Raw genomic sequence first — 16,110 nt, 5'->3', positions numbered from 1 at the left:
TCATGGGCGCGGCGGTGATAAGATCGGGGACCATGAGCGATCATGTTCACAATCCCTGCCTCGACTGCGGTGCGTGCTGCAAGTCGTTTCGTGTGTCGTTCTACTGGGCCGAAGGGCGAGAACGCGGGCTGCCCGATGGGTGGACCGAACAGGTGACGCCGCATATCTCGTGCATGAAGGGGACCAACGCGTCGGCGCCGTATTGTGCGGCGCTGGGCAAGGGGGATGCGGGGCCGATGGCTTGCGGGGTGTACGGGGCGCGGCCGAGTGCCTGCCGGGAGGTGGAGATCGGGGATGAGAAGTGTTTAAGGGCGCGTGGCATCCACGGGATGACGGTGCTTGCAGTGCACGCGAGCGCCACCAACCCAGCCTGGACCGACCTCTACCCCCAAATCACCTAAGCCGCCGAATTCCTTAGGTCATCCACCGCCTCATGCCCGAAGCGCTTCGACAGCAAGCAGTCGACCAGCTTCGCCGCACACGCCGCCGGCGTCTCCAGCACCCCACCCTCCTTCATGTCGACGAAGCGCTGCTTGAGCGGGAATTTCGCGTCCGGCGTGGCCCGGATCTCGGCCTGCATGTCGGTATCGATCACTCCCGGCGCCAGGCTGACGCATTTCACCCTTGGGTCGCCGTCCAGCGCCACCGCGCGGGCATGCTGGTCGAGCGCCGCCTTGGTAGCGCAGTACACGCTCCAGCCGGGATAGGCGCTGCGCCCCGCCCCGCTCGACACGTGCAGGATGCGCCGTTCGGCCTGGGGTGCGGCCTGGACGAAGGCAGCGGACAGGGCCAGCGGCGCCCCCACGTTGATGACGGCCGCGCGCAAGGCCGCCACTGGATCCTGCTCGGCCAGCGGCCCCACCGGCGACACGACGCCGGCATTGTTCACCAGCAGCACAGTATCGGCGCCGGCGAGGAAGCTGGACAGGGTATGGCCCTGCAGCCATGCCGCCAATGCCGCGGCGTCGCCGAAGTCGACGACCGCCTGCTCCATGCCCTCGCCGATCTCGGCGTGCCCGCGCGCCAGTCCCAGTACCGGGATGCCGCGCGTCACCAGTTCCGCCGCGATTGCGGCGCCCAGGCCACGCGAGTGGCCCGTTACGACTGCCTTGATCATGCCCGCCTCCCTCAAACGAATACCGGTTCCGGCTCCAGTTCCACGCCGTATTTTGCCGCCACGTCCGCCTGGATCGCGCGCGCCAGGCGCACCACGTCCTCGCCCTGGGCGCCGCCCAGGTTGACCAGCACCAATGCCTGCTTCGGATAGACGCCCGCCGCGCCCATTGCCCGGCCCTTCCAGCCGCACTGGTCGATCAGCCAGCCGGCGGCCAGTTTCTTGCTGCCGTCCGCTTGCGTGTGGTGCACCAGTTCAGGATACTGCGCCAGCAGCCGCGCGCAATGGTCGGCGCTCACGACCGGATTCTTGAAGAAGCTGCCGGCGTTGCCGATCTCGGCCGGATCGGGCAACTTGCGGCGCCGGATCGCCTCGACCGTGCGTCCGATGTCCTGTGGCGTGGGCGAGGTGAAACCGGCCTCGTCCACTGCGCGCGCCAGCTCGGCGTAGCGCAGGTTGGGCTGCCAGGCCGCCGGCAAGGCAAAGGTGACGTCCAGCACCACCAACTCGCGCCCCTCCGGGTGCTTGAACAGGCTGTCGCGGTAGGCGAAGCGGCAAGCGGCCGCATCCAGCGTGCGGGTTTCTCCGCTGGCCATGTCATAGGCGGTCAGGCTGTGGAACACATCCTTGGTTTCCGTGCCATACGCCCCCACGTTCTGGATCGGCGCCGCCCCGACCGTGCCCGGGATCAGCGACAGGTTTTCCATGCCGCCCAGGCCCTGGGCCAGGGTCCATTGCACAAAAGCGTGCCAGTTTTCGCCGGCCTGGGCCCGCACCAGGATTCGGCCATCCTGCTCGCCCAGGACTTCCTTGCCTTGCCCCGCCATGTGCAGGACGATGCCGTCGAAGTCGCGGGTGAACAGCATGTTGCTGCCGCCACCCAACACCAGGCGCGGCAGGCTGGCAAGCGCCGGGTCGCGGCGCACGGCGTCCAGCTCGGCCGCCCCCAGCACGCGCAGGTAATGGCGGGCGCGCGCGGGAATGCGGAAGGTGTTGAGGGAAGCGAGCGAAAAATCGTGGAGGATGGGCTGGTTGGCTTGCATGGCGTGACCGTGTTTTTTGGTCATTATAGAGGCAAGCCCGGGGCAATCTGTTGCCGTGCGGGCAAATCCGATGGCCCCAGGGGGGCGTTGTCCGTTAAAATAGAGGAATTCATCTAGTTAGCAGTATCAAGAAAAAAGGAAACCGCCATGCCATCGTTTGATGTCGTCTGCGAAGCAGACATGGTCGAAGTGAAGAATGCCGTCGAACAATCGAACAAGGAAATCACCACCCGCTTCGACTTCAAGGGCAGCTCGGCCAATGTCGAGCAAAAGGACAAGGAACTGACCCTGTTCGCCGACTCCGACTTCCAGCTCGGCCAGGTCAAGGATGTCTTGATCAACAAGATGGCCAAGCGCAAGGTGGACGTGCGCTTCCTGGACGAAGGCAAGATCGAGAAGATCGGCGGCGACAAGGTCAAGCAGGTCATCAAGGTGCGCAACGGCATCGAGACCGAGGACGCGAAGAAGATCACCAAGCTCATCAAGGAAAGCAAGATGAAGGTGCAGGCCAGCATCCAGGGCGAATCGGTGCGCGTCACCGGCGCCAAGCGCGACGACCTGCAGGCCGCCATGGCCATGCTGCGCAAGGACGTGCAGGAGCTGCCGCTCGCCTTCAACAACTTCCGCGACTGAACGGGCGCTCCACAACGGAAACATCGCGTGGCGGGCGCCACGCATGAGAGTAGAATGACGGCCGTGCACTGCGGCTTGTCAATGCATATGTACGCGTAGGGAACTACGGCGGTTTAAGGATTGCAATGAAACGTGTTGATGATTTCCGCCTGCGACTGGGCAACAAGGACTATGTGCCCATCATGATCGGCGGGATGGGCGTGGACATCTCGACCTCCGAACTGGCTCTCGAGGCCGCCCGTCTCGGCGGCATCGGCCACATCTCGGACGCCATGGTACAGGACGTGTCGGACCGCAAGTTCGACACCACCTTCGTCAAGGACAAGACGAAGCTGTACAAGTTCAATATCAACAACATGAACAAGGCGGTGGTGCAGTTCGACCTCGACCGCCTGGCCGAAGCGACCCGCCTGCACGTGGGCTCGACCATGGAAGCGAAGAAAGGCGACGGCCTGGTCTTCGTGAACTGCATGGAAAAGCTGACCATGAACGCACCGAAAGAGACCCTGCGCACCCGCCTGTCGGCGGCGATGGACGCCGGCATCGACGGCATCACCATGTCGGCCGGCCTGCACCTGGGTTCCTTTGACCTGATCAAGGACCATCCGCGCTTCCGCGACACCAAGCTGGGCATCATCGTCTCGTCGGTGCGCGCGCTGCAGCTGTTCCTGAAAAAGGTCTCGCGCCTGAACCGCCTGCCCGACTACATCATCGTCGAAGGTCCGCTGGCCGGCGGCCACCTGGGCTTCGGCATCGATGACTGGAAGCAGTACGACCTGCACACCATCATGGACGAGGTCCTGGCCTACATGCGCGCCGAGCAGCTCGACATCCCGGTGATCGCCGCGGGCGGCATCTTCACCGGCTCCGACGCGGCCGGCTTCCTGGAAAAAGGCGCCGGCGGCGTGCAGGTGGCGACCCGCTTCACCGTCACCCACGAGTGCGGCATGCCGGACCACGTCAAGCAGGAATACTTCCGCGCCAGCGAAGAAGACATCATCGTCAACGGCGTCTCGCCGACCGGCTACCCGATGCGTATGCTGAAAAGCACGCCGGCGATCGGTTCCGGCATCCGCCCTGGCTGCGAATCCTACGGCTACCTGCTGGACGCCACCGGCAACTGCGCCTACATCAACTCGTACAACCGCGAGGTGCAGGCCAGCCCGGACGGCAAGAACATTGCCGTGTATGACAAGACCTGCCTGTGCACGCACATGCGCAATTTCAATTGCTGGACCTGCGGCCACACCACCTACCGCCTGAAGGACACCACGCACCGCCTGGCGGACGGCAGCTATCAGATCCTGTCGGCGCAGCACGTGTTCGAGGACTACCAGTTCAGCGTGAACAACGAGATCGCGCTGCCGCCGAAGCAGGAAACCGCCGCCGCCTGATCGTCGGCCCGGCGCGCCGGCAGCCAACGTTCCGTATCCCTGAAGCCACGGCCCGCCGTGGCTTCTTTGCATTGCGCCCTCCCCTCACGAACGCGTGTAAGCTGAAGTCCAATGCGCGCTTTGATGAAGGGTGCCGGCATGTCCACGATCCAGCCGTCCGCAGTGGTCACTTTCCTGACCGATGACGAAGGCGTGGTCGTGAGCTGGAATCCCGCATGCGCGGCACTGTTCGGCTGGACGCCGGAACAGACGCGCGGACGTCAGCTCACCGAACTCATCGCCGGCGAGACCCGCTGGCCGGTCCTCGCCTCCGCCGGTGGCGGGCGGGTGCGAATGCATTTCGCCGGCGGTCGCGAGGGCCTGGCGACTCTTTCCCTGCTGCGCCAGTACGATGCCCGCGGCGACGCCGCCGGCTGGAGCGCCAGCATCGCCGTGGCCCCCGCCGAATCGGTTTCCGAAGCCGAACGCGTCGGCAACACCCCGCTGGCCGAGGTGGTCGACCTGCTGCCCGGCACCTTCTATGCGATCAACCGCGAAGGGCGCCTGCTCTTGTGGAATCACAACCTCGAACGCCTCACCGAGATGACGCCGGACGAGCTGGCCGCCGCCCGCGTCATCGACATGTTCGAGCCGCGCGAGCGCCCGCTGGCGCTGGAGAACATCCGGCGCGTGTTCGAGGAAGGCGCGGAAGTGTCGATGGAGATGAACTACGTGTCGCGCAGCGGACGCGAGACGCCCATGGTGGTGGGCGGCGCGCGGGTCGGCTGCAAGGGTAATCACTATCTGTTCGGCATGGGCATCAACATCACCAAGCGGCGCGAAAAGGAGCGCCAGCTGCTCCTGAGCGAGCGCGCCCTGCACGCGGCCAGCAACGGCATCGTCATCACCCGCTGCGTCGGACACGACAACATCGTCGAGTACGTCAATCCGGCCTTCGAGCGCATCGCCGGCTATCCGGCGGCGGAAGTGATCGGGCGCGACCCGCGCTTCATGGCCGCGAACGGCTTCGACGCGCACGAGCGCAGCCAGGTGCGCCAGGCCCTCGCCGAACGGCGCGCGGTCAACGTCGTGTTTCGCAACATGCGCAAGAACGGCGAGATCTTCTGGAACGACCTGAGCATCACGCCGGTGCGCGACGACTACGGCGAAGTCAGCCATTTCATCGGCATCCTGCAGGACGTCACCGCCATCAAGGAACGCAGCGACCACCTCGAGCACGAGGTCAACCACGACGCCCTCACCGGCCTGGCCAACCGTACCCTGATGTGGGACCGGCTCGAGCATGCGCTGCACCTGGCGCACCGGCACGGCGCGATGGTGGCGATCGTGCTGGTCGACCTCGACAACTTCAAGAGCATCAACGACACCTTCGGCCACGAGGCCGGCGACGTGGTGCTGAAAGTGGTGGCGCGGCGACTGCAGGCGGCGGTGCGCGACAGCGACACGGTGGCGCGCATGTCGGGCGACGAGTTCGTGCTGGTGCTGGTCGACCAGCCCTCGGTGCGCTTCACCCTGCGCATGGCCGAGCGCCTGCGCCAGTCGATGACGATGCCGGTCGCCTTTGCGGGCAATGAGATCCCGGTCGGCGCCAGCCTCGGGGTGTCGCTGTTCCCCCAGGACGGCAAGACGCCGGCCGAACTGGTGCGTGCGGCCGACATGGCGATGTACCACGCCAAGGGCAACGGCGGCGGCGTGCACTTCTTCTCGCCCGAGATGCGCATCGCCGGCGAGAAGCGCGCCCAGCTTGCCGACAGCATTCGCGGCGCCCTCGAGCACGACGAGCTGTTCCTGCTGTTCCAGCCGCGCATGGATGCGAAGAGCGGCAAGGTGCGCGGCTTCGAGGCCCTGCTGCGCTGGCGCCACCCCAAGCACGGCGTCATGCTGCCGGCCGCCTTCCTCGCCGAAGCCGAGGAATCGGGCCAGATGATCGGGATCGGCAACTGGGTGCTGGACCAGGCCTGCGCCTTCCTGCACGAGCTGCGCCAGCTCGGCTACACCGGGCTGCCGGTGTCGGTCAACGTCTCGCACCGCGAATACAGCCAGCACGGCTTCATCCCGGGCATCGCGGCGCGCATGCAGCACTACAATCTGCCGCCGGGCAGCCTGGAGATCGAGATTCCCGAGGCTGACCTGATCCGCAATCCGGGCCTGGGGCGCGACCTGTCGGCCCAGCTGCGCGAATGCGGCGTGGCGCTCTCGCTCGACGAATTCGGGAAGGGCATTTCCGACATTTCCTTCCTGCGCCAGCTGTCGGTGCGCCAGGTCAAGCTGTCGAAAGCCGCCGTGCACGACATTACGCGCGAAGGCAGCGACAACCGGCTGGCCAAGACCCTGATCGACATCGGCCACAACCTCGAGCTGGCGGTAGTGGGTGAAGCGGTCGAGACCGAAGCGCAGGTGGAATTCCTGCGCTCGCACGGCTGCGACCAGTTGCAGGGGCAATGGTTCAGCGAGCCATTAGCGCCCGATGCGGTGCGCGAAATGCTGGGCCAGCGCTACCACGCACAATAGGCAAACAGAAATCCAAAGAAAACGCTTGCAATAGTTAGATAGTTAGCTAACAATCGATCCATGAGCTCCGTTTTCAAAGCCCTGTCCGACCCGACGCGGCGCGCCATCCTCCAGCACCTGCAGGCTGGACCGATGGGCGCCGGTGAACTGGCCGGCCTGTTCGATGTATCGAAGCCGACCATGTCGGCCCATTTCGCCGTGCTGGTGGCGGCCGGACTGATCGAGCCCGAGAAAGAAGGCCGCACGATCACCTACCGGCTGCGGCTGTCGGTACTGGAGGACGCGCTGCTGGCGTTCGCCCAGACCGTCGGCCTGAACGTCAGCCGCGCCGACCATTCGCACAAGGAGAAACCATGAAAGCCCTGTCCCCGCTCTGCCGCGCCGTAGTCGGCGCCGCCCTGATTCTGGCCTTGTCTGCCCTGCTGGCGTGGGCCGGCCCGACCTGGCTCGATCCTGCATGGACGAGGCGCCTGCTGGGCGCTCTGCTCGGCCTGGTGGTCGTGGTGTATGCCAACGACATCCCGAAAGCGCTGGCGAAACGTGCGCGCATGCGCTGCACCTCGCCCGGCGCCGACCAGGCCGCGCGCCGCTTCGCCGGCTGGAGCCTGGTCCTGGGGGGCATTGCCTACATGCTGGCCTGGCTGCTGGCGCCGCTCGAACTGGCCGGCATGGTGGGCGGCCTGGCGCTGGGCGCCTCCGTCACCTGCGCCGCACTCGGCTGCATCCGGATCGGGGCGCGCCAGGCCGGCTAAGCCGGATCAGCCGTCCTTGTTGATGCGGTTGATGAGTGCGCCCAGCACCTCTTCCACCATCTCGTTATCGACCTGGCAGGTGCCGGCATTCTCGTGCCCGCCGCCGCCGTATTCCAGCATCAGCGCGCCGATGTTGGTGTTCGAGCTCCGGTTCAGGATCGACTTGCCGGTAGCGAACACGGTGTTCTGCTGCTTCACACCCCACAGCACGTGGATCGAGATGTTCGTTTCCGGGAACAGGGCGTAGATGATGAAACGGTTGCCGGCGTAGATCACCTCCTCGTTGCGCAGGTCGAGCACCACCAGGTTCCTGTGGACCCGGGCGCAGCGCCGGATCTGCTCCTTGCAACGCTCGCTGTGCTCGAAGTACAGCGAGGTACGCTCGCGCACGTCGGGCAGTTCCATGATCTGCTCGATGTTGTGGGTGGCGCAGTAGTCGATCAGCGCCATCATGAGCTGGTAGTTCGAGATGCGGAATTCGTGGAAGCGTCCCAGGCCGGTGCGCGCATCCATCAGGAAGTTCAGCAGGTTCCAGCCTTGCGGGAACAGCACCTCGTCGCGCGAGAAGCGCGCCGAATCGCCCTTGTCCACCGCCGCCAGCATGTCGTTCCAGGCGGCCGGGAAGGTGCTGGCGCCGCCATAGTGGTCGTACACCACGCGCGCCGCCGACGGCGCTTCGGGGTGAATCACATGGTTCTCGCGACGTCCCGTATTGCGGATGGTTTCCGACAAGTGGTGGTCGAACACCAGGTGGGCCGCCGCCACGTACGGCAGGTTGGTGGTGATGTCGCGCGCGCTGATGGCGATCTTGCCGTCCTGCATATCCTTCGGGTGCACGAACAGGATCTCGTCGATCAGGTCGAGGTGCCTGAGCAAGACCGCGCATACCAGGCCATCGAAGTCGCTACGGGTTACGAGCCGGAATTTGGAAGAGACTGACATCGGCACATCCTTTCAGGGATCGGAAAGCGGACGGGGAACCGGGAACAAGCGGTCCCGAAAGATCATACCTTGCAATGTTTCCGGCTGTCAGCCCTTGCGATGGCGCATCCTAGACAGGCTGGACGCAATCCATTCCCCGGATCGTGCAGGCTGTCGCACGCCACTGGCACGCAGGATGCGTGCGGGGTAAAGTTGCATCATCCCAACAGTTGGTGTTGCCGGAAATGTTGTATTTCCGGTACGCGCAGGCGGCGACGCGGTACACTCGCCGCTTGCACCGAGAATGAACGAACGAACATGCAAGCAAGGAACACCACCCCCCACTATTTTTCGAGCGTCCTGTCGTGGCTCTACCGCGCCTTCGACGCCGTGGCGACCTGGGTCACCCAGCTGTCGTGGTGGAAGTTTTTCCTGTTTGCGATCCTGACCCTGATGGCCGGTGCGATCCTGCAGGAAGAACTGTTCTCCGGTCCGGCCGAGGAAGACATCAGCCGCGCCGAGCGCGAAGCCGGCCGCCGCAGCGATGCCGCCATCCTGATCGACGAGAGCGGTATCCGCTTCCATCCGCGCAACCGGCCGAAGAACGGCACTGTGCCGGCGGATCCATCGGCGCCGCCTGCGCCGCCCGACGCTCCCCCTCCCCCCGAAGGACCGGACGCGGCCGCCAAGCCCGCTCCCGCCACCACGCCGAACCCGCCGGCCGTCGGCGCCAACGGCGAATCGGTCCACATCGAACTGCCGCCGCAGATCGGCGAAGAACTCTCGAACGCGATCGAAGCGGCGGTGGAAGACGCCGCGGAGCAGAAGGTGTCGCGCTACCACAAGCAGGCCTCGACCTGGTTCATGAATTTCGTGATCCTGTTCGTGCTGGCCCTGTTCGGCACCAAGGCCCTGGTCGGCGGCAAGAAGCGCGCCGAAGCGGAATCGCATGTGGCCAACCAGGCAGCCGAGCGCGAAGCCATGCAGCGCCAGCTGTCGGAAACCAAGATGCAGATGATGCAGGCACAGGTGGAACCGCACTTCCTGTTCAACACCCTGGCCTCGGTCGAGCACCTGATCCAGGTCGACCCGCCGCGCGCCTCGGCCATGCAGCGCAGCCTGATCCAGTACCTGCGCGCGGTGCTGCCGCAGATGCGCGACAACGCCGTGGTCACCGGCCTCGGGCGCGAGGTGGACATGGTGACCGCCTACCTGAACCTGCTCAAGATGCGCATGGAAGAACGCCTGACGGTGGTGATGCAGGTGCCGGAAGGCCTGCGCAGCGCGGCTTTCCCGCCGATGATGCTGCAGTCGATGGTCGAGAACGCGATCAAGCACGGCCTCGAATGCAAGCCCGAGGGCGGCAGCCTGAAGATCCAGGCCGAGGTGGTCGACAGCAAGCTGCGCGTCACCGTCACCGACGACGGCGTCGGTTTCGGCGTGGTGCCCAGCGACGGCACCGGCCTGGGGCTGCAGACCATCCGCGACCGCCTCAAGCTGCTGCACGGCGACGCCGGCCAGCTGCACATCGCCGCCAACAGCCCGAGCGGCGTGATCGCCATGATCGAGGTGCCATATCAGCTGTCCAAATAAGCAGCTTTCCAGATAATGCCTATGCCGGGCAACTTGATCGCCGCGCGGTTTCATTGAATAATCATTAAATCCTTTGCTACAGAGACGACCATGCCTACTGCAATCATTGCCGACGACGAAAGACTGATGCGCGACCAGCTGCGCCTGCGCCTGTCGGAGGCATGGCCCGAACTCGAGATCCTGGGCGAAGCGAAGAACGGCGAGGAAGCGGTGGAGCTGGTCGACCAGCTCAAGCCCGACCTCACCTTCCTCGACATCCGCATGCCCGGCAAGACCGGCATGGAAGCCGCGCGCGACATCGGCGACCGCAGCCAGATCGTGTTCGTCACCGCCTACGACCAGTACGCGGTGGAAGCCTTCGAGCGCGGCGCGATCGACTACGTGCTCAAGCCCACCGAGCCAGAGCGCCTGAAGGTGACGGTGGACCGCCTCAAGCAGCGCCTCGAGCGCCCGGCCGAAGGCGCCAACGTCAACCAGAGCGTGCAGGCGATGCTGTCGCAGCTGGCCGAAAAGATCGGCGCGCCGAAACCGAAGCACCTGCAGTGGATCCAGGCCAGCATCGGCCAGGACCTGCGCATGATCCCGGTGGAAGACATCCTGTTCTTCCGTTCCGACGAAAAGTACACCTGCGTGCAGACGGCCAGCTTCGAAGCCCTGATCCGCAAACCGGTGCGCGACCTGGCCGAAGAGCTGGACCCCTCGCTGTTCTGGCAGATCCACCGCGCCACCCTGGTCAATGTCAACGCGATCGAAGGCGTGACCCGCGACATCCGCGGCCGGCACCTGGTGCTGGTCAAGGGGCGGCCGGAGAAGCTCGAAGTAAGCCGGAGTTTCCTGCACCTGTTCAAGCAGATGTAATCTGCACGCCGCCAGGCGTGCGCACGGCTCCTGTCGGCTATCGTACAGTCGGGTTTTTCCGAACTCGACTGGACGAAGCATGGACAAGCCGCGCAAGGACACTCTCCTGCTGGCCGCCGGCGTGCTCGGCGCCTTCGGCGCAGGGCTCGCGGCGGGCCGCAGCATCGCCAGGGCCGCCGGTCCCGGCACCACCAAGGAAGGGCTGCCCCGCGCCAGCCTGCTCGACACCCTCGCCCTCGGCCTCGAGGTCTTCGCTCCCCTAGTGGCGCAAGGCGTCATCATTCGCCGCCCGCCGATGGTGGCCCTGGCCGAGCGGCTCGACCTCGACCGCCGTGCGGTGCAGCGCATGCAGAAGCTGCGCGACAAGTACGGACGCGGTCCGCTGATGCTGCCGCTGCCGATCCGCCAGCAGGCGGTGGTGCTCGACCCCGGGCATGCCAAGCGGGTGCTGGACGAATCGCCCGAGCCCTTCTCTCCTGCCAGCACCGAGAAGCGCGCCGCGCTCGCGCATTTCGAGCCGCAGGGCGTGCTGCTGTCCACCGGCGCACAGCGCAGCGAGCGACGCCGCTTCAACGAGGCCGCGCTCGACACCGTCAACCCGATGCACCGCATGGCCGCCGGCTTCCTCCCGCTCGTCGAGGAGGAGGCCGCAGCCATGCTGGCCGCGGCGCGCGACAAGGGAAGCCTCGACTGGGACACCTGGTCGCAAGCCTGGTACCGCATGTTCCGCCGTGTGGTCCTGGGCAACAGCGCAGCGGACGACCACGAACTGCAGGCAATGATCACGCGCCTGCGCGGCGCCGCCAACTGGGCAGGCTTCCACCCCACCATGCGGGCAAAACGCGAACGCTTCCTGGCGCGCATCCAGGAGTACCTGGACCGCGCCGAAGCGGGCAGCCTGGCCGGCTACATGGCCCACATCCCGCGCAACAGCACGACCGAACCGCGCCAGCAGGTGCCGCAGTGGCTGTTTGCCTTCGACGCGGCCGTCATCGCCAGCTTCCGGGCCCTGGCCCTGCTGGACAGCCATCCGCAAGCGACCGGGCGCGTCCGCGCCGAGATCGCCGAGCGCCGGGAAATGCATCCCCTGCCCTTCCTGCGCGCCACCGTATTGGAGGCCCTGCGCCTGTGGCCTACCACGCCCATGATCCTGCGCCAGAGCACCGCACGGACGCACTGGGAAGACGGCAGCATGCCGGCCGGGACCGGCGTCCTGATCCATGCCCCTTTCTTCCACCGCGACGACACGCGCCTGCGCGAGGCCAACCGCTTCGCCCCGGAATTGTGGCTGGACGATAGCGCAGCGCGCGACTGGCCGCTGGTCCCCTTCAGCGACGGCCCCGTCACCTGCCCCGGGCGCAATCTGGTGCTGATGCTGAGCAGCGCCATGCTGGCGAACGTGCTCGACGGTCGCAAGCTGGCGCTGGCGCCCGGGCGGCGGCTCGATCCGGCGCGCCTGCCGGGAACGCTGGACAACTACCGGTTGCGTTTCACCGTCGAGGAATGAAGCGGCGTCGGCGCGGCCTTGTGTCGCCTCAAGCCGGCTCGCGCGCCGAGGCCGTAATGTAGAGCTTCCGGCCTTGACGGGCGCCATTCGCATTTCCGCATGACTCCACAACGACGCCTCCGCCGGCACGCGCCGGGCAAGGCGGTTCTCGTGTTCTCCTTCCTGGGCGGCTACTGCGCCGGCCAGGCCGCGGCCGCGCTGCGCCGGGCGCGTGCCGTGCACCGGGCCACGCGCGCCTTCGACGGGCGGCGCATCGTGCACAGCGCCAGCGACGCCATCCTGTCGATCGACGAGCATGCCGTGATCCTGCTGGCCAACCCGGCCGCGGCCCAGATGTTCGCGACCAGCGTGGCGGCCATGCAGGGCAGCTCGCTGGCACGCTTCATCCAGCCACCCAGCCGCGGCGCCATGGCCCCCTGCGACTACTTCCCCACCGGCGGCGGACGCGCCGGCCGGCGCGCCACCGACTACGCGGTCACCGGCATCCGCGCCAACGGCCAGCTGTTCCCGATCGAAGGCTCGATCTCCACCGTCGATCACGACGGCCACGAAGTGTGCACCGTGATCCTGCGCGACGTCTCCGAGCGCCACCTGGTGCAGCAAAAGCTGGCGCGCTCGCACGACCAGCTGCGCCAGCTGTCCTCGGCCCTGCAGACCATCCGCGAAGAAGAACGCACCCACATCGCGCGCGAGCTGCACGACGACCTCGGCCAGCTGCTGGCCTCGCTGCGCATGGACTTGACCCTCCTGCAAAGCAACAAGCTGCCCGAAGCGAGCCAGCGCCTGATCGAGGGCATGGAGACCAACCTCCTGATGGCGATCGCCTCGCTGCGCCGCATCGCCACCAACCTGCGCCCGCGCGCCCTCGACGAAGGCGGCCTGTACTTCGCCCTCCAGGGACTGCGCGACGACTTCAGCGAGCGCCACGGCATCGCCTGCACCCTGCTGGCCGAAGAGTCCGAACTGCGCCTGGACGATGCCGCCAGCACCGCCATCTTCCGCATCGTGCAGGAAGCGCTGACCAACATCGCGCGCCACGCCGGCGCCACCCGCGTCGTACTCAACCTCGACCGCGTCAACCACGAGCTGCTGCTCACCATCCGCGACGACGGCCGCGGCATCCGCAGCGAGGACATGGAAAAGAAGGAGTCGCTCGGCCTGGTCGGCATGCGCGAACGGGTCTGGGCCATGCACGGCGAAATCACCATCAGCAGTGACGAAACGCCCGGCACCCGGATCGACATCGCGCTGCCGCTGTCCGGGCACATCATGGGAGAGGAAATGGCGAACTGAGCACCCGTTACGTGTTTGGCATATCAGGATGTCAAATAGCAACATGTCATTAACCGGACATATTCGCTAAGTAAGATCCGCCTCGTTCTGAGTTTATTGAGAACTCGACATCCTGTCCAAACCAAAGGAGCTCTTCATGAAGTTCAAGTACCTGGCAGCCGCGCTGCTGTCCTCCCTGCCACTGTTCGCCCACGCCCAGACCAACGTCACGATCTATGGCGTGATGGACGCATCGATCGGCGTGGAAGACACCGGCGCACCGGGTGAAGACAGCCGCACCGTGATCAACTCGGGCAACCAGTCGAGCAGCCGTATCGGCTTCCGCGGTACCGAAGACCTGGGCAACGGCCTGAAAGCGCTGTTCAACGTCGAAGCGGGCGTCGCCCTCGACACCGGCGCCGCCGATTCGAACCTGTTCAACCGCCGCGCCGTCGTCGGCCTGCAGGGCAGCTTCGGCACCCTGACCGTCGGCCGCGAATACAGCCCGATCGCCGCCGTCGCCGCCGCGACCGACATCCTGGGCCAGGGCTTCTACGGCAGCAACCTGTCGGCCTTCGCCACCAACCGCCTGACCCGCCGCCTGGCCAACTCGGTCAACTACAAGAGCGACAGCCTGAGCGGCTTCACCGTCAATGCCGCCTACTCGGCCGGCGAGCGCGCCACCGAACCGTCGGGCGACCTGATGGGCGTGTCGCTGGAATACAAGAACGGCGGCCTGTACCTGGGCGGCGGCTACCACGTGCTGGAGCGCCTGGCGACCGGCGACGACAAGGAATGGGGTGTGGGTGCTGGCTTCACCGTCGGCGCCTTCGAAATCAAGGGTAACTACCTGGTGGGCGACCAGACCGGCGCCAACAACGAGTACAAGAACGCCAACATCGGCGCTGCCTTCACCACCGGCTCGAACAAGTTCTTCCTGAACTTCCAGCAGCAGAAGATCGAGACCGGCGCCAAGGGCAATGCCGTGACCCTGGCCTACACCTACGCCCTGTCGAAGCGCACCAATATCTACTCGACCTACGCCCAGCTGCGCAACAACGCCCGCGGCGTGTTCAACCTGCAGTCGGCCGGCACCAGCCTGGCCCCGCCGGCAACCGCGCTGGGCGCCGACCCGCGCGTCTTCAACGTGGGCGTGCGCCACACGTTCTAAGGGCCTCGTACCTTCCAAAAATGCCGGCGCTGCCGGCATTTTTTATTTTTGCAGCGATGACTCGACCTGCAACTGTCCCGATCACCCCGAAAGAAGTGTCTGTTTCGACCCACGCTTGACCCGCTCACCTATCGTGCGCAAGGGGGAATAGCCAATTTTTCAAGTTTAATACACTGGTGTGCGAGCACGCGAACACGCATCCACCTCAAAGGAGGTGCACACGATTGAAATATTATCGATTGCTCAACATTGCCTACGGTATGATCGTCGGCAAATTTGACAATTCCTGTATTGGCGTTTGACGACAAGGGGTAGCCCATGAGCACAACGGCACGGCAGTTCGATGGAGCGCTCGGCGCGGCCATCAACGGATTCGACCTGGCGCATGCCGGCGACACCCAGCCATCTGGTCTGGAGACCTTGCGCGACGCCATCGAGGAACGCATGGAAGAGCTGCTGGCGGAATCCGGCGACGGGGCCGACCTGCTGTCTGCCGCCATGCGTGCCGGCGCCCTGAGCGCCGGCAAACGCATGCGCCCCATGCTCGTAATGCTGGTGGCGCGCGACCTCGGCTGCACCTCGTCGGCCCTGGCCGATGTCGGCTGCGCGGTCGAGATGGTGCATGCGGCCTCGCTGATCCTGGACGACATGCCCTGCATGGACAATGCGAGCCTGCGCCGCGGCCGTCCCGCCATCCACGTGCAGTATGGCGAAGACGTCGCCATCCTGGCCTCGGTGGCGCTGCTGAGCCGCGCCTTCGGCGTGCTGGCAAGCGCGGCCGACATCCCGCCGGTGACGCGCGCGCGCCTGGTGGCGCGCCTGAGCGAGACGGTCGGCACCCAGGGCCTGGTGCGCGGCCAGTACCAGGACCTGCGCGCCAGCGCCCGCACCCTGGACGCGATCGCCACCACCAACGAACTCAAGACCGGCGTGCTGCTTGGCGTCGCGGTCGACATGGCCGCCATCATCGCCCAGGCCGGCGATGGGGTAGCGCAATCGCTGCGCGCCTTTGCGCTGGCGGCGGGGCACGCCTTCCAGATCCGCGACGACTTCCTCGACCTGCCCGGCGCCGACAGCGGCAAGGACACCGGCAAGGACCTCGGCAAGGCGACCGTGCTCGCCTCGCTCGGCCAGGAAGAAGCGCAGCGCCAGCTGGCGCGCCACCTGAACGACGCCCGGCGCCACCTCGAGGCTGCCCTTGGTCCCGAAGGCGACACCCACCAGTTCGTGGGCAAGCTGTTCGCCCAGGGCCGCGCCCTTCCGCGCGTTTTTCCTGCCGATGCCGCTGATGCTGCAGGCGGCACGCGCAGCCGCGAAGCGCTGGTGAACTGAACCGGGAAA

Annotated in this window: 15 protein-coding genes; 12 read left to right on the top strand and 3 right to left on the bottom strand. The window is 66.0% G+C overall.

Annotated features, from left to right (window positions below):
• Nucleotides 1-32 precede the first annotated feature (32 nt).
• Nucleotides 33-401, top strand: coding sequence for a YkgJ family cysteine cluster protein (locus LK539_RS09310; RefSeq protein ID WP_227800645.1), 369 nt, complete (start codon nt 33-35; stop codon nt 399-401).
• Here LK539_RS09310 and LK539_RS09305 read toward each other — a convergent pair.
• A complete protein-coding gene (locus tag LK539_RS09305) occupies nt 398-1,117 on the bottom strand; it encodes an SDR family oxidoreductase (protein ID WP_227800644.1) in 720 nt (239 codons plus the stop codon). The two genes, LK539_RS09310 and LK539_RS09305, sit on opposite strands and share 4 nt — an antisense overlap.
• 11 nt (nt 1,118-1,128) lie before the next feature.
• Nucleotides 1,129-2,157 (bottom strand): UDP-N-acetylmuramate dehydrogenase, encoded by a 1,029-nt coding sequence (murB, locus tag LK539_RS09300; protein WP_227800643.1) that lies wholly within the window; start codon nt 2,155-2,157, stop codon nt 1,129-1,131.
• Nucleotides 2,158-2,304: 147 nt separating this feature from the next.
• On the opposite strand from murB, the gene LK539_RS09295 reads away from it, so the two are divergent.
• From LK539_RS09295 to LK539_RS09275, 5 genes are all read left to right on the top strand, one after another.
• Nucleotides 2,305-2,790, top strand: coding sequence for a YajQ family cyclic di-GMP-binding protein (locus LK539_RS09295; RefSeq protein WP_227800642.1), 486 nt, complete (start codon nt 2,305-2,307; stop codon nt 2,788-2,790).
• 125 nt (nt 2,791-2,915) lie between these two features.
• Nucleotides 2,916-4,184, top strand: a complete 1,269-nt coding sequence (locus tag LK539_RS09290) for a nitronate monooxygenase (protein WP_227800641.1) — start codon at nt 2,916-2,918, stop codon at nt 4,182-4,184.
• Nucleotides 4,185-4,322: 138 nt separating this feature from the next.
• Nucleotides 4,323-6,695, top strand: a complete 2,373-nt coding sequence (locus LK539_RS09285; RefSeq protein ID WP_227800640.1) for an EAL domain-containing protein — start codon at nt 4,323-4,325, stop codon at nt 6,693-6,695.
• 60 nt (nt 6,696-6,755) lie between these two features.
• On the top strand, nt 6,756-7,052 hold the full coding sequence (locus tag LK539_RS09280; protein WP_227800639.1) for a metalloregulator ArsR/SmtB family transcription factor: 297 nt from the start codon (nt 6,756-6,758) through the stop codon (nt 7,050-7,052).
• Nucleotides 7,049-7,447, top strand: a complete 399-nt coding sequence (locus tag LK539_RS09275; protein ID WP_227800638.1) for a hypothetical protein — start codon at nt 7,049-7,051, stop codon at nt 7,445-7,447. The genes LK539_RS09280 and LK539_RS09275 overlap by 4 nt, the downstream gene beginning before the upstream one ends.
• Before the next feature lie 6 nt (nt 7,448-7,453).
• Here the strand turns inward: LK539_RS09275 and LK539_RS09270 are convergent, their stop codons facing one another.
• Nucleotides 7,454-8,389: an exopolyphosphatase gene (locus LK539_RS09270; protein WP_227800637.1), complete on the bottom strand. Its 936-nt coding sequence runs from the start codon at nt 8,387-8,389 to the stop codon at nt 7,454-7,456.
• Between the two features lie 297 nt (nt 8,390-8,686).
• Between LK539_RS09270 and LK539_RS09265 the strand changes: the two genes are divergently transcribed.
• The 6 genes from LK539_RS09265 to LK539_RS09240 all read left to right on the top strand — a co-directional run bounded on the left by LK539_RS09265 (nt 8,687) and on the right by LK539_RS09240 (nt 16,101).
• Nucleotides 8,687-9,961, top strand: a complete 1,275-nt coding sequence (locus LK539_RS09265) for a sensor histidine kinase (RefSeq protein WP_227800636.1) — start codon at nt 8,687-8,689, stop codon at nt 9,959-9,961.
• A gap of 90 nt (nt 9,962-10,051) precedes the next feature.
• Entirely contained in the window at nt 10,052-10,819 is a 768-nt protein-coding gene (locus tag LK539_RS09260; RefSeq protein WP_227800635.1) for a LytTR family DNA-binding domain-containing protein, read from the top strand.
• Nucleotides 10,820-10,898: 79 nt separating this feature from the next.
• Nucleotides 10,899-12,326: a cytochrome P450 gene (locus LK539_RS09255; protein WP_227800634.1), complete on the top strand. Its 1,428-nt coding sequence runs from the start codon at nt 10,899-10,901 to the stop codon at nt 12,324-12,326.
• A gap of 99 nt (nt 12,327-12,425) precedes the next feature.
• Complete coding sequence (locus LK539_RS09250) at nt 12,426-13,619, top strand: ATP-binding protein (protein WP_227800633.1); 1,194 nt, start codon at nt 12,426-12,428, stop codon at nt 13,617-13,619.
• Between the two features lie 136 nt (nt 13,620-13,755).
• The gene (locus LK539_RS09245) at nt 13,756-14,769 is read left to right on the top strand and encodes a porin (protein WP_227800632.1); all 1,014 of its coding nucleotides are present in this window, start codon (nt 13,756-13,758) and stop codon (nt 14,767-14,769) included.
• Nucleotides 14,770-15,087: 318 nt separating this feature from the next.
• Entirely contained in the window at nt 15,088-16,101 is a 1,014-nt protein-coding gene (locus LK539_RS09240; protein ID WP_227800631.1) for a polyprenyl synthetase family protein, read from the top strand.
• The last annotated feature ends 9 nt before the right edge of the window (nt 16,102-16,110 follow it).

The sequence above is a fragment of the Massilia sp. IC2-476 genome, assembly GCF_020707295.1.
Lineage (GTDB): Bacteria > Pseudomonadota > Gammaproteobacteria > Burkholderiales > Burkholderiaceae_D > Telluria.
This window is presented reverse-complemented; position numbering and strand designations above follow the sequence as displayed.

Bases quoted from the DNA above. Each gene is read 5' to 3' on its own strand.
- LK539_RS09250 (WP_227800633.1), top strand. From the start codon at position 12,426: ATGACTCCACAACGACGCCTCCGCCGGCACGCGCCGGGCAAGGCGGTT.
- murB (WP_227800643.1), bottom strand. From the start codon at position 2,157: ATGCAAGCCAACCAGCCCATCCTCCACGATTTTTCGCTCGCTTCCCTC.
- LK539_RS09270 (WP_227800637.1), bottom strand. From the start codon at position 8,389: ATGTCAGTCTCTTCCAAATTCCGGCTCGTAACCCGTAGCGACTTCGAT.
- LK539_RS09290 (WP_227800641.1), top strand. From the start codon at position 2,916: ATGAAACGTGTTGATGATTTCCGCCTGCGACTGGGCAACAAGGACTAT.
- LK539_RS09305 (WP_227800644.1), bottom strand. From the start codon at position 1,117: ATGATCAAGGCAGTCGTAACGGGCCACTCGCGTGGCCTGGGCGCCGCA.
- LK539_RS09310 (WP_227800645.1), top strand. From the start codon at position 33: ATGAGCGATCATGTTCACAATCCCTGCCTCGACTGCGGTGCGTGCTGC.
- LK539_RS09265 (WP_227800636.1), top strand. From the start codon at position 8,687: ATGCAAGCAAGGAACACCACCCCCCACTATTTTTCGAGCGTCCTGTCG.
- LK539_RS09285 (WP_227800640.1), top strand. From the start codon at position 4,323: ATGTCCACGATCCAGCCGTCCGCAGTGGTCACTTTCCTGACCGATGAC.
- LK539_RS09295 (WP_227800642.1), top strand. From the start codon at position 2,305: ATGCCATCGTTTGATGTCGTCTGCGAAGCAGACATGGTCGAAGTGAAG.
- LK539_RS09240 (WP_227800631.1), top strand. From the start codon at position 15,088: ATGAGCACAACGGCACGGCAGTTCGATGGAGCGCTCGGCGCGGCCATC.
- LK539_RS09275 (WP_227800638.1), top strand. From the start codon at position 7,049: ATGAAAGCCCTGTCCCCGCTCTGCCGCGCCGTAGTCGGCGCCGCCCTG.
- LK539_RS09280 (WP_227800639.1), top strand. From the start codon at position 6,756: ATGAGCTCCGTTTTCAAAGCCCTGTCCGACCCGACGCGGCGCGCCATC.
- LK539_RS09255 (WP_227800634.1), top strand. From the start codon at position 10,899: ATGGACAAGCCGCGCAAGGACACTCTCCTGCTGGCCGCCGGCGTGCTC.
- LK539_RS09260 (WP_227800635.1), top strand. From the start codon at position 10,052: ATGCCTACTGCAATCATTGCCGACGACGAAAGACTGATGCGCGACCAG.
- LK539_RS09245 (WP_227800632.1), top strand. From the start codon at position 13,756: ATGAAGTTCAAGTACCTGGCAGCCGCGCTGCTGTCCTCCCTGCCACTG.